Below are 12,216 nucleotides of genomic sequence, written 5' to 3' on the forward strand. Positions count from 1 at the left end.
GCATGCCGGTCATCCGGGCCACCACCACCCCCGGCGGGGGGGGGGCAGCCCCCGCGCGCCCCGCCCCGCCGCAACACCCGCTTCTCGTTGGTGATCCCCTCGCCGCGCGCCGCCAGCACCGCGTGCGCGGTCTCCATCGCGGCGGTCGCCAGCAAGCCGGCGACTTCGGTGACCTGTCCGCGCCTGGCGTAGTTGTCCTTGGCGTAGCGCAGGGTCAGCGCCGCCCGGTTCCGCCACACCGGCGGCGCGCTGCGGCGCAGCGCCTCGGGGTAGTCCGGGCGCGGCAGCCGGCCCCGCAATACCCGGTTGACGGCGAGTTCGGCGACCACCAGGTAGCTGGGGATGCCGGCCAGGTGGAACATCAGCGGCTCCCAGTGAAACCGGCCCTGCTGCGCTTCGGCCAGTTCGTGTTCCACCACATCCAGGTCGCGGTAGTGCACGTCGACGGGTCGGCCGTCGATCACCAGCCACGCGCCGCCGTTGAACACCCCGCCACCCCAGGCCCCCAGGTCGGACACCTCACCCGGCCAGCCCAGCGCGCGCAGCCCGGCCGGGTCGAAACCGCCCCGGTAGTACACGGCCAGGTCCCAGTCGCTGTCCTCGGCGGCGGTGCCCTCGGCGCGTGACCCGCCCAGGGTGACGGCGTGCACGGCGGGCAGGGCCGCCAGCCGGTCGGCGACCGCATCCAGGAAGTCCGCGTCAGCCTCCACCCGTCGAGTGTGCATCGGCGGCGAGATTTTTCGCGGGATGTCGCGCCCGCTTCCCCCTCGCGGCCACAACGGGCGCGTTAGCATCGGCAGCATGCCCGACGCCGCCGATTCGCTGCGAATTCTTGTCTACAGCGACAACGCCATCACCCGCCGCCAGGTGATCGCGGCGCTCGGCGACCAGTTGCACCCGGATCTGCCGGCGTTGAGCTACGCCGAAGTCGCCACCGCACCGATGGTGATCCGGCAGCTGGACGCCGGCGGCGTCGACCTGGCCATTCTGGACGGTGAGGCGACCCCGACCGGCGGGCTGGGCATCGCCAAGCAGCTCAAAGACGAGGTCGCGGCCTGCCCGCCGATCCTGGTGCTGACCGGCCGCGCGGACGACGCCTGGCTGGCCAGCTGGTCGCGCGCGGATGCCGCGGTGCCGCACCCGGTGGACCCGATCCGGCTGGGCCAGGCGGTGCTCGGGTTGCTGCGCACCCCGGCGCGCTGACCGCGCTCCCCCAACCGGCTCGCCAAACCCGCGCGAAAGCGCGAATTGCCGTGTCGCCGTGGGTTCTTCGCGGCAGACCCGGTCGCCGTTAATCGTCGCCACGATCCTAACGAAAACGTGGCATAGCCCGCCGAATGATCGCTAGGCTGTGGGGGAGCTCACATCGATAGCCCACGAGAGAGCGACGCACGAGATGAATCTCTACCTGCCCATCCTGGTCCTCGGCGGGATCGCGGCCGCGTTTGCGGTGTTCTCGGTGGCGGTCGCCGCAGTCGTCGGCCCGTCCCGGTACAACCGGGCCAAGCTGGAGGCCTACGAATGCGGGATCGAACCCATCGATCAGCCGGTCAGCGGTCCGCACGCCACCCCCGGGCAGCGATTCCCGGTCAAGTACTACCTGACCGCGATGCTGTTCATCGTCTTCGACATCGAGATCGTGTTCTTGTATCCGTGGGCGGTCAGCTACGACGCGCTGGGGTTGTTTGCGCTGGTCGAGATGGGCTTGTTCGTCCTGACCGTCTTCGTCGCCTACGCCTACGTGTGGCGGCGCGGCGGCCTGAGCTGGGATTGAGGTAAGCCGTGGGCCTGGAAGAACAACTGCCCGGCGGAATCCTGCTGTCCACCCTGGAGAAGGTCGCCGGCTACGTCCGCAAGGGCTCGTTGTGGCCGGCGACGTTCGGGTTGGCGTGCTGCGCGATCGAGATGATGTCGACGGCCGCCCCACGGTTTGACATCGCCCGGTTCGGCATGGAGCGGTTCTCGGCGACACCGCGGCAGGCCGATCTGATGATCGTCGCCGGTCGGGTGTCGCAGAAGATGGCGCCGGTGCTGCGCCAGATCTACGACCAGATGGCGGAGCCGAAATGGGTTCTGGCCATGGGCGTGTGCGCGTCCTCGGGCGGCATGTTCAACAACTACGCGATCGTGCAGGGTGTGGACCACGTGGTCCCGGTCGACATCTACCTGCCCGGGTGCCCGCCGCGGCCGGAGATGCTGCTCTACGCAATCCTGAAGCTGCACGAGAAGATTCAGCAGATGCCGCTGGGGGTCAACCGGGAACAGGCCGTCGCCGCGGCCGAAGAGGCGGCCCTGGCCGCCCGGCCCACGATCGAGATGACGGGCCTGCTGCGGTGACCCGACACGGCGATCACGACGAGAGGATCGAGGTTCGCCGTGGCATGTTCGGCGTGTCCGGTACCGGTGACACGTCCGGCTACGGGCGGCTGGTCCGTGAGGTCGCGCTTCCCGGCGAGAGCCCACGCCCGTACGGCGGGTACTTCGACGCGGTGGTCGACCAGCTGGCCGAAGCCCTGAGCGGGGTCGACGTCGAATTCAGTGACGCGGTCGAAAAAGTCGTGGTGTTCCGCGATGAGCTGACCCTGCACGTGCGCCGCGACCAGCTGCCGCAGGTCGCCCAACAGCTGCGTGACGCACCGGAGCTGCGCTTTGAACTGTGCCTGGGTGTCAGCGGGGTGCACTACCCCGAGGACCAGGGCCGCGAACTGCATGCGGTCTACCCGCTCAAGTCGATCACCCATAACCGCCGTATCCGGCTGGAAGTCGCCGCGCCGGACGCCGATCCGCACATCCCGTCGCTGTTTTCCATCTACCCCACCACCGACTGGCACGAACGGGAAACCTACGACTTCTTCGGGATCATCTTCGACGGCCACCCGTCGTTGACCCGCATCGAGATGCCCGACGACTGGCAGGGGCACCCGCAGCGCAAGGATTACCCGCTCGGTGGGATCCCGGTCCAGTACAAGGGCGCGCAGATCCCGCCGCCGGATGAGCGGAGGGCCTACAACTGATGAGCGAAACCACCATACTGGCCGGCGGGCAGGACTGGGAGCAGATCGTCGAAGCGGCCCGTACCGCCGACCCGAGCGAACGCATCGTGGTCAACATGGGCCCCCAGCACCCGTCCACCCACGGGGTACTGCGGCTGATCCTCGAGATCGAGGGCGAAACGGTCACCGAAGCACGATGCGGAATCGGCTTCCTGCACACCGGTATTGAGAAGAACCTGGAATACCGCACCTGGGCGCAGGGCGTGACGTTCGTGACCCGGATGGACTACTTGTCGCCGTTCTTCAACGAAACCGCCTATTGCCTGGGTGTGGAGAAGTTACTCGGCATCACCGAGGAGATCCCGGAGCGGGTCAACGTGATCCGGGTGCTGCTGATGGAGCTGAATCGGATCTCGTCGCATCTGGTCGCGATCGCGACCGGCGGCATGGAACTGGGCGCGATGACCGCGATGTTTCTGGGTTTCCGGGAACGCGAACTGGTGCTCAACATCTTCGAGACGATCACCGGGTTGCGGATGAACCACCAGTACATCCGCCCCGGCGGGGCGGCGCAGGATCTGCCCGACGACGTCCTCCCCCAGCTGCGCGACTTCCTCAAGTTGATGCCGCGGCGGCTCCGCGACATCGACAACCTGCTCAACGAGAACGACATCTGGAAGGCCCGGACCCGGGGCATCGGCTATCTGGACTTGACCGGCTGCATGGCACTGGGGATCACCGGCCCGATCCTGCGCGCCACCGGGTTGCCCTACGACGTGCGCCGCAGCGAACCCTATTGCGGCTACGAAGACTACGAATTCGATGTGATCACCGACGACGGTTGCGACGCGTACGGCCGCTACATGATTCGCATCAAGGAGATGAAGGAGTCGTTGAAGATCATCGAGCAGTGCGTCGACAGGCTCGGGACGCCCGGTCCCACGCGGGTGGCCGACCGCAAGATCGCCTGGCCCGCCGACCTGAAGCTGGGCCCGGACGGGCTGGGCAACTCGCCCGAGCACATCGCCAAGATCATGGGCCATTCCATGGAGGGGCTGATCCACCACTTCAAGCTGGTCACCGAGGGCATCCGGGTACCGGCGGGGCAGGTCTACGTCCCGGTCGAGTCACCGCGCGGCGAGTTGGGGGTGCATATGGTGTCCGACGGCGGGACCCGGCCCTACCGGGTGCACTACCGCGACCCGTCGTTCACCAATTTGCAGGCGGTGGCGGCGATGTGCGAAGGCGGCCTGGTCGCCGACGTCATCGCCGCGGTGGCCAGCATCGATCCGGTCATGGGTGGGGTCGACCGGTGACGGCACCCAGCGCCGGCACCGGCGGCGAGCGGATCTTCCTGCAACTCGGTCGGCCGCCCGACGAACCGGGCCAATTCGAAAGCAGCCCCGACGCGCCCCGGTCGTATCCCGCGGAGGTGCGGGCCCGGTTGGGGGCCGACGCCAAACAGATCATCGACCGCTACACCGCGGCCCACCCGGCGGACGAGGACGGCAACAACCCCGCGGCCCGGTCGGCGATCCTGTCGCTGCTGCACCTGGTGCAGGCCGAAGATTCCTATCTGACCCCGGCCGGATTGGCGTTCTGCGCCGAGCAACTCGGGTTGACCGGCGCCGAAGTCGCTGCGGTGGCGTCGTTTTACAGCATGTACCGGCGCGGCCCGACCGGCGAGTACCTGGTCGGGGTGTGCACCAACACGCTGTGCGCGATGATGGGCGGCGACGCGATCTTCGACGCGCTCACCGAGCATCTGGGCATCGGCAACGATGAAACCACCGCCGACGGCAGCGTCACGTTGCAGCACGTCGAATGCAACGCGGCCTGCGACTACGCCCCGGTCGTGATGGTCAACTGGGAGTTCTTCGACCGCCAGACACCCGAATCGGCGCGGGCCCTCGTCGACGCGCTGCGGTCCGGGGAGGCCGTGGCGCCCACCCGCGGGGCGCCGCTGTGCAGCTTCCGCCACACCGAACGGGTGCTGGCCGGGTTCCCCGACGAGCGGCCCGACACCGGTCAGGGCGGGCCGGGGGCGCCCACCTTGGCTGGTCTGCGGGTGGCCCAACAAAACGGCATAACGGCGCCGGACGGGGCCGACCAGTGGTGATCCGCGCCGACGACGATGCAGAGCGCAGCGATGAGGAGGAGCGGCGCCGATGATTCACGCGACCCCGCTGACCCCGGTGCTGAGCCGCTATTGGGACGACCCGGAGTCGTGGACGCTGGCGACCTATCAGCGCCACGACGGCTACCGGGCCCTGCAGGAGGCACTGAACAAGGATCCCGACACGGTGATCGCCACCGTCAAGGACTCCGGGCTGCGGGGGCGCGGCGGTGCCGGCTTTTCGACCGGGACCAAATGGTCGTTCATCCCGCAGGACGACACCGACGCCGGGGCCAAACCGCACTACCTGGTCGTCAACGCCGACGAATCCGAACCGGGAACGTGTAAGGACATGCCGCTGCTGCTGGCGACACCGCATGCCCTGATCGAAGGCATCGCCATCTGCTGCTACGCCATCCGCGCCCGGCACGCCTTCATCTACCTGCGCGGCGAGGTCCTGCCGGTGTTACGTCGCCTGCAGGCCGCGGTGGCCGAGGCGTACACGGCCGGGTTTTTGGGCCGCAACATCGCCGGGTCGGGTTTCGATTTGGACGTGGTGGTGCACGCCGGCGCGGGCGCCTACATCTGCGGGGAAGAGACCGCGCTGCTCGACTCGCTGGAGGGCCGGCGCGGCCAGCCGCGGCTGCGGCCCCCGTTCCCCGCGGTGTCCGGCCTGTACGGCTGCCCGACCGTGGTCAACAACGTCGAATCCATCGCGAGCGTGCCGCCGATCATCCTGTACGGCGTCGACTGGTTCCGGTCGATGGGCAGCGAGAAGTCACCGGGTTTCACGCTGTACTCGCTGTCCGGGCACGTGAACCGGCCCGGCCAGTACGAGGCGCCGCTGGGCATCACGCTGCGCGAACTGCTCGATTACGCCGGCGGGGTGCGCAACGGGCACCGGCTGAAGTTCTGGACGCCGGGCGGGTCGTCGACCCCGATCCTGACCGAGGAGCACCTCGACATCCCGCTGGACTACGAGGGTATGGCCTCGGCCGGCTCGATGTTGGGCACCAAGGCGCTGCAGATCTTCGACGACACCAGCTGTGTGGTGCGCGCGGCGCGGCGGTGGTCGCAGTTCTACAAGCACGAATCCTGCGGCAAGTGCACCCCGTGTCGCGAGGGCACCTACTGGCTGGCCCCGATCTACGAGCGGCTGGAAACCGGTCGCGGCACCGCCGAGGATCTGGACACCCTGCTCGACATCGCCGACGTGCTGTTCGGAAAGTCGTTCTGCGCGTTGGGCGACGGCGCGGCGATGCCGGTGCAGTCGTCGATCAAGTATTTCCGCGACGAGTACGTCGCGCACGTCGAACAGGGCGGCTGCCCCTTCGACCCCAACGCAACCATGTTCGTACCGAATGGAGGTGCGGCGTGACCCAGACGGCCGAAGGCCACACCGGCGGCGACACCGCCCGCCCGGAAATGGTGACGCTGACCATCGACGACACCGAGGTCACCGTTCCCAAGGGCACGTTGGTGATTCGCGCCGCCGAACTGATCGGTGTGGAAATCCCCCGGTTCTGCGACCATCCGCTGCTCGACCCGGTGGGCGCGTGCCGGCAATGCATGGTCGAGGTCGAGGGGCAGCGCAAACCGATGGCGTCGTGCACGGTGGCCGCGACCGACGGCATGGTGGTGCGCACCCAGCGCACCTCGGAGGCCGCCGACAAGGCCCAGCACGGGGTGATGGAGCTGCTGCTGATCAACCACCCGCTGGACTGCCCGGTGTGCGACAAGGGCGGCGAATGTCCGTTGCAGAACCAGGCGATGACCAACGGGCGGCCCGAGACCCGCTTCCAGGACACCAAACGCCGCTTCCCCAAACCGATCAACATCTCCGCGCAGGTGCTGTTGGACCGCGACCGCTGCATCCTGTGCGCCCGCTGCACAAGGTTCTCCAAGGAGATCGCCGGCGACCCGTTCATCGAGTTGCTGGAACGGGGTGCGCTGCAGCAGGTCGGCATCTACACCGACGAGCCGTTTGACTCCTACTTCTCCGGCAATACCGTGCAGATCTGCCCGGTGGGCGCGTTGACCGGCGCCTCCTACCGGTTTCGGGCCCGACCGTTCGACCTGGTCTCCAGCCCCAGCGCGTGCGAGCACTGCGCGTCGGGATGCGCGCAGCGCACCGACCACCGGCGCGGCAAGGTGCTGCGCCGGATGGCCGGCGACGACCCGCAGGTCAACGAGGAATGGAACTGCGATAAGGGCCGGTGGGCGTTCACCTACGCCACCGCCGACGACCGGATCAGCACCCCACTGATCCGCAACCCCGACGGCGCGCTGGTGCCCACCTCGTGGCCCAACGCGTTGGCGCTGGCGGCCCGCGGTCTGTCCGGCGCCCGCACCGGGGTGCTGGTCGGTGGCCGGGTGACGACCGAAGATGCCTACGGCTACGCCAAATTCGCCCGGATCGCGCTGGGCACCGACGACATCGACTTCCGGGCCCGCCCACACTCGGCGGAGGAGGCCGCGTTCCTGGCTGCCCGCGTCGCCGGCCGCATCGACGTGCGCTACGCGGACCTCGAAACCGCACCGGCGGTGCTGCTGGTCGGGTTCGAGCCGGAAGAAGAGTCCCCGATCGTGTTCCTGCGGTTGCGCAAGGCGGCCCGCAAGCACCGGACCCACATCTACGCGGTCGGCCCGTTCGCCGACCGCGGCCTGGCCAAGATGGGGGGCACGCTGCTGGCGACGGTGCCCGGCGCCGAACCGGCGGTGCTCAACGGGCTGGCCGACAGCGATATTGGTGCCGCGTTGCGCTCCCCCGGCGCGGTGATCCTGGCCGGGGAGCGGCTGGCGGCGGTGCCCGGGGGCCTGTCGGCGGCCGCCCGGCTGGCCGACGCCACCGGGGCCCGGCTGGCCTGGGTGCCGCGTCGGGCCGGGGAACGCGGGGCGTTGGACGCCGGTGCGCTGGCCGGGCTGCTGCCCGGCGGCCGGCCGCTGACCGACGCCGCCGCCCGCGCGCAGGTCGGCGAGCTGTGGGGGGTCGACGACCTGCCGTCGGAGCCCGGTCGGGACAGCGCCGCCATGCTGGCCGCCGCCACCGACGGCACGTTGGGCGCGCTGCTGGTCGGCGGCGTCGAGCCCGACGACCTGCCCGATCCCGAGGCCGCGCTGGCCGCCCTGGACGCGGTGGGGTTCCTGGTCAGCCTGGAATTGCGCCACAGCGCGGTCACCGAACGCGCCGACGTGGTGCTGCCGGTCGCGGCGGCCGCGGAGAAGGCCGGCACCTTCCTCGACTGGGAGGGCCGGCCCCGCGGCTTCGACCCCGCATTGCGCGACACCGGCGCGCTGCCGGACCTGCGGGTGCTCGATGTGCTGGCCGACGAGATGGGGGTGGCGTTGAACGTGCCCACCGCCGCGGCCGCGCGCGACGAACTGATCGCGTTGGGCGGCTGGGACGGGTCCAGGGCCGCCGACCCGGCCGTCGACGTGGAGCCGACCCCGCAGCCGGGTGCGGGTGAGGCGGTGCTGGCGAGCTGGCGGATGCTGCTGGACGCCGGCCGGCTGCAGGACGGCGAACCCCACCTGGCCGGAACCGCACGCACCCCGGTGGCGCGGCTGTCGGCGGGCACCGCCGCCGAAATCGGTGCCGCCGACGGCGATCCGGTGACCGTCAGCACCTCGCGCGGCGCCATCAGCCTGCCGCTGCGCATCACCGCGCTGCCGGACCGGGTGGTGTGGCTGCCGATGAACTCACCGGGTTCGGCGGTGCACCGGCAGCTCGGGGTGACGGCAGGCGCGGTGGTGCGGATTGGGGTGGGCGAATGACTACCTTCGGCAACGACACCTGGTGGCTGATGGCCGCCAAGGCGGTGGCGGTGTTCGCGTTCCTGGTGCTGACCGTGCTGGTGGCCATCATCGCCGAACGCAAAGTGCTGGGCCGGATGCAGCTGCGGCCCGGCCCCAACCGAGTCGGGCCCCGCGGCTACCTGCAGAGCCTGGTCGACGGCATCAAGCTGGCCCTCAAGGAGGGCATCACCCCCGCCGACGTCGACCATCCGATCTACGTGATGGCACCAATCATCTCGGTGATCCCGGCGATCACCGCGTTCGCGGTGATCCCGTTCGGCCCCGAGGTAAGCGTGTTCGGGCACCGCACCACGCTGCAGTTGACCGACCTGCCGATCGCCGTGCTGTTCATCCTGGCGATGTCGTCGATCGGCGTGTACGGGATCATCCTGGCCGGCTGGTCGTCGGGCTCCACCTATCCGCTGCTCGGTGGCATCCGGTCCACCGCCCAGGTGATCTCCTACGAGATCGCGATGGGGCTGGCGTTCGCGTCGGTGTTCCTTTACGCCGGCACCATGTCGACGTCGGGGATCGTGGCCGCCCAAGACCGCATCTGGTACGTGTTTTTGCTGCTGCCGTCGTTTCTGGTCTACCTGGTGTCCATGGTCGGTGAAACCAACCGGGCGCCGTTCGATCTGCCCGAGGCCGAAGGTGAATTGGTCGCCGGCTTCCATACCGAGTATTCGTCGCTGAAGTTCGCGATGTTTTACCTCGCCGAGTACATCAACATGACCACCGTCTCGGCGTTGGCCGCGACGCTGTTCCTCGGCGGTTGGCACGCGCCCTGGCCGTTCAACATGATTGAGGCGGCCAACCACGGCTGGTGGCCGCTGCTGTGGTTCGTCGGCAAGGTGTGGGGCTTCATGTTCTTGTACATGTGGCTGCGCGCCACCCTGCCGCGGCTGCGCTACGACCAGTTCATGGCGCTGGGCTGGAAGATCCTCATCCCGGTGGCGCTGGTGTGGGTGATGGTCGCGGCGGTGATCCACAGCGTCGGCAACCAGGGCTACCCGCACTGGCAGCTGCTGCTCGCGATCACCGGTGCGGTCATCACTGTGGCCGCGCTGCTGGTGCTGCGGACCCGGTTCAACGCGTTGGGTGTCGGGCGCGCCGAGGTCACCGCGCGGGACGCGGAATCGGCCGGGATGTTCCCGACGCCACCGCTGCCGGGGCGCACCCCGGTCGGCGTCAGCAAGGAGGAGGGCCGTGGCTAATTTCATCCGCAAGTCACTCGACGCCGTCGCTGGATTCGGTGTCACGTTCGCCGCGATGTTCAAACGGCCGATCACCGAGGAGTACCCGGAAAAGCCGGGTCCGGTGGCGGCGCGCTGGCACGGCCGTCACCAACTCAACCGCTATCCGGACGGGTTGGAAAAGTGCATCGGCTGCGAATTGTGCGCCTGGGCCTGCCCGGCCGACGCGATCTACGTCGAGGGCGCCGACAACACCGACGAGGAACGGTTCTCTCCAGGGGAGCGTTACGGCCGCGTCTACCAGATCAACTACCTGCGCTGCATCGGCTGCGGGTATTGCATCGAGGCCTGCCCCACCCGTGCGTTGACCATGACCAACAACTACGAGATGGCCGATGACAACCGCGGCGACCTCATCTATGACCGGGAGCGGCTGCTGGCGCCGCTGCAACCGGGCATGACCGCACCGCCGCACCCGATGGCACCCGGGTCCACCCACTTCGACTATTACCTCGGCAATATCACCGCCGACGGCCTGCGCGACACAACCGATATCCGCGACCTGCTCGCGGAGCAGACCACCACCGGCGAGACCCCATGATCTCCTCCGCGCTGTTGGCCGCCAACCCGACCACCGACGTCCTCACCCACACCTCCACCGGTGAGGCGGTGACGTTCTGGATTCTGGGCGCGGTGGCGGTGATCGGTGCACTGGGGGTGGTGATGGCCGCCAAAGCCATGTATTCCGCGATGTTTTTGGCGATGACCATGCTGATCCTGGCGGTGTTCTATTTCGTCCAGGACGCAATGTTCCTCGGCGTGGTGCAGGTCGTCGTCTACACCGGCGCGGTGATGATGCTGTTCCTGTTCGTGATGATGCTGATCGGGGTGGATTCGACGGAGTCGCTGACCGAAACGCTGCGCGGGCAACGCACCGCCGCCGTGCTGGCCGGCGTCGGGTTCGGGGTCCTGCTGATCGCCGGGATCGGCGGTGTCAGCATGGATTTCATCGGGTTGGCGGCCGCCAACGCCGGCGGCAACGTCGAAGGTTTGGCGGCGCTGATCTTCTCCCGTTACCTATGGGCCTTCGAGTTGACCAGCGCACTGCTGATCACCGCGGCGGTCGCGGCGATGATCCTGGCGCACCGCGAACGGTTCGCCGCACGCAAAACCCAGCGCCAGCTGTCCATCGAGCGCTTCCAGCACGGCCGCTACCCCACCCCGCTGCCCGGTCCGGGCGTCTACGCCCGGCATAACGCGGTGGATGTGGCCGCGCGGCTGCCCGACGGTTCCTACTCGAAACTGTCGGTGCCACAGGTGCTGCAACATCGCACCGTCGGCGCGAACGGTGATGCCGGGAAAAAGGAGGGGCCGTGAATCCCGCGAATTACCTATATCTGTCGGTGCTGTTGTTCACCATCGGCGCCGCCGGTGTGCTGTTGCGGCGCAACGCGATTGTGATGTTCATGTGCATCGAGCTGATGCTGAACGCGGTGAACCTGGCGTTCGTCACCTTCGCCCGCATGCATGGGCATCTCGACGGCCAGATGGTGGCGTTTTTCACCATGGTGGTCGCGGCCTGCGAAGTGGTGGTCGGGCTGGCCATCATCATGACCATCTTCCGTGCCCGCCGGTCGGCCTCGGTCGACGACGTCAACCTCCTCAAAGGCTAACCGCGTGACACATCTGAGCTGGCTGCTGGTGGCGCTACCCGCGTCGGGTGCGCTGATCCTGCTGGTCGGGGGCCGACGCACCGACCGGTGGGGGCACCTGTTGGGCTGCGCCACGGTGCTGGCGTCGTTCGCGGCGGGTATGGCGCTGCTGGTCGACCTGCTGCACCGGTCCGAGGCCCAGCGCAGCGTACACCCGAACCTGTTCAGCTGGGTGCCCGTCGCCGGGCTGCAGATCGACTTCGGGGTGCAGATCGATCAGCTATCGATCTGCTTCGTGCTGTTGATCACCGGTGTCGGGTCGCTGATCCACATCTACTCGATCGGCTACATGGCCGAGGATCCCGACCGCAGAAGGTTTTTCGCCTACCTGAACCTGTTCGTCGCGGCCATGCTGCTGCTGGTGGTCGCCGACAACTACCTGGGCCTCTACGTCGGGTGGGAAGGGG

General features: G+C 68.5%; 13 protein-coding genes and 1 pseudogene. 13 read left to right on the forward strand and 1 reads right to left on the reverse strand.

The window, feature by feature from the left end:
- Positions 1-710: nucleotidyltransferase domain-containing protein (locus BKN37_RS21785; protein ID WP_242657323.1), on the reverse strand; the 710-nt coding region annotated here is incomplete at its 3' end.
- A 91-nt stretch (positions 711-801) separates the two neighbouring features.
- Between BKN37_RS21785 and BKN37_RS21790 the strand changes: the two genes are divergently transcribed.
- The 13 genes and pseudogenes from BKN37_RS21790 to BKN37_RS21850 form a co-directional block, all read left to right on the forward strand.
- Positions 802-1,203, forward strand: coding sequence for an Rv3143 family two-component system response regulator (locus tag BKN37_RS21790; protein ID WP_071029039.1), 402 nt, complete (start codon positions 802-804; stop codon positions 1,201-1,203).
- A 193-nt stretch (positions 1,204-1,396) separates the two neighbouring features.
- Positions 1,397-1,774, forward strand: coding sequence for an NADH-quinone oxidoreductase subunit A (locus BKN37_RS21795; protein WP_071029040.1), 378 nt, complete (start codon positions 1,397-1,399; stop codon positions 1,772-1,774).
- Between the two features lie 8 nt (positions 1,775-1,782).
- The gene (locus BKN37_RS21800) at positions 1,783-2,337 is read left to right on the forward strand and encodes a NuoB/complex I 20 kDa subunit family protein (RefSeq protein WP_071029041.1); all 555 of its coding nucleotides are present in this window, start codon (positions 1,783-1,785) and stop codon (positions 2,335-2,337) included.
- A complete protein-coding gene (locus BKN37_RS21805; RefSeq protein ID WP_071029042.1) occupies positions 2,334-3,014 on the forward strand; it encodes an NADH-quinone oxidoreductase subunit C in 681 nt (226 codons plus the stop codon). The genes BKN37_RS21800 and BKN37_RS21805 overlap by 4 nt, the downstream gene beginning before the upstream one ends.
- Entirely contained in the window at positions 3,014-4,309 is a 1,296-nt protein-coding gene (nuoD, locus tag BKN37_RS21810) for an NADH dehydrogenase (quinone) subunit D (protein WP_071029043.1), read from the forward strand. The genes BKN37_RS21805 and nuoD overlap by 1 nt, the downstream gene beginning before the upstream one ends.
- Complete coding sequence (nuoE, locus tag BKN37_RS21815) at positions 4,306-5,112, forward strand: NADH-quinone oxidoreductase subunit NuoE (RefSeq protein WP_071029044.1); 807 nt, start codon at positions 4,306-4,308, stop codon at positions 5,110-5,112. The genes nuoD and nuoE overlap by 4 nt, the downstream gene beginning before the upstream one ends.
- Positions 5,113-5,161: 49 nt before the next feature.
- The gene (gene nuoF / locus BKN37_RS21820; RefSeq protein WP_071029045.1) at positions 5,162-6,487 is read left to right on the forward strand and encodes an NADH-quinone oxidoreductase subunit NuoF; all 1,326 of its coding nucleotides are present in this window, start codon (positions 5,162-5,164) and stop codon (positions 6,485-6,487) included.
- Positions 6,488-6,534: 47 nt separating this feature from the next.
- Positions 6,535-8,883, forward strand: a complete 2,349-nt coding sequence (locus BKN37_RS21825) for an NADH-quinone oxidoreductase subunit G (RefSeq protein ID WP_095407171.1) — start codon at positions 6,535-6,537, stop codon at positions 8,881-8,883.
- The gene (nuoH, locus tag BKN37_RS21830; protein ID WP_071029047.1) at positions 8,880-10,118 is read left to right on the forward strand and encodes an NADH-quinone oxidoreductase subunit NuoH; all 1,239 of its coding nucleotides are present in this window, start codon (positions 8,880-8,882) and stop codon (positions 10,116-10,118) included. Before BKN37_RS21825 ends, nuoH begins: the two co-directional genes overlap by 4 nt.
- Positions 10,119-10,173: 55 nt before the next feature.
- Positions 10,174-10,698 carry an NADH-quinone oxidoreductase subunit NuoI gene (nuoI, locus tag BKN37_RS21835; protein WP_242657324.1) on the forward strand — a complete coding sequence of 175 codons (525 nt, stop codon included), beginning with the start codon at positions 10,174-10,176 and terminating at the stop codon, positions 10,696-10,698.
- Entirely contained in the window at positions 10,695-11,474 is a 780-nt protein-coding gene (locus BKN37_RS21840; RefSeq protein WP_071029048.1) for an NADH-quinone oxidoreductase subunit J, read from the forward strand. The genes nuoI and BKN37_RS21840 overlap by 4 nt, the downstream gene beginning before the upstream one ends.
- Positions 11,471-11,770 (forward strand): NADH-quinone oxidoreductase subunit NuoK, encoded by a 300-nt coding sequence (nuoK, locus tag BKN37_RS21845; RefSeq protein ID WP_071029049.1) that lies wholly within the window; start codon positions 11,471-11,473, stop codon positions 11,768-11,770. The genes BKN37_RS21840 and nuoK overlap by 4 nt, the downstream gene beginning before the upstream one ends.
- Positions 11,771-11,774: 4 nt before the next feature.
- Positions 11,775-12,216: pseudogene (locus BKN37_RS21850) on the forward strand (NADH-quinone oxidoreductase subunit L); the annotation flags it as partial.

Origin of the sequence: Mycobacterium talmoniae (assembly GCF_001854525.1) — a bacterium.
Classification (GTDB): Bacteria; Actinomycetota; Actinomycetes; order Mycobacteriales; family Mycobacteriaceae; genus Mycobacterium; species Mycobacterium talmoniae.

Excerpts from the sequence above, each read along its gene's own strand:
- nuoD (WP_071029043.1), top strand. The coding sequence starts at position 3,014 with ATGAGCGAAACCACCATACTGGCCGGCGGGCAGGACTGGGAGCAGATC.
- BKN37_RS21795 (WP_071029040.1), top strand. The coding sequence starts at position 1,397 with ATGAATCTCTACCTGCCCATCCTGGTCCTCGGCGGGATCGCGGCCGCG.
- BKN37_RS21825 (WP_095407171.1), top strand. The coding sequence starts at position 6,535 with ATGGTGACGCTGACCATCGACGACACCGAGGTCACCGTTCCCAAGGGC.
- nuoH (WP_071029047.1), top strand. The coding sequence starts at position 8,880 with ATGACTACCTTCGGCAACGACACCTGGTGGCTGATGGCCGCCAAGGCG.
- BKN37_RS21840 (WP_071029048.1), top strand. The coding sequence starts at position 10,695 with ATGATCTCCTCCGCGCTGTTGGCCGCCAACCCGACCACCGACGTCCTC.
- nuoF (WP_071029045.1), top strand. The coding sequence starts at position 5,162 with ATGATTCACGCGACCCCGCTGACCCCGGTGCTGAGCCGCTATTGGGAC.
- nuoI (WP_242657324.1), top strand. The coding sequence starts at position 10,174 with ATGTTCAAACGGCCGATCACCGAGGAGTACCCGGAAAAGCCGGGTCCG.
- BKN37_RS21790 (WP_071029039.1), top strand. The coding sequence starts at position 802 with ATGCCCGACGCCGCCGATTCGCTGCGAATTCTTGTCTACAGCGACAAC.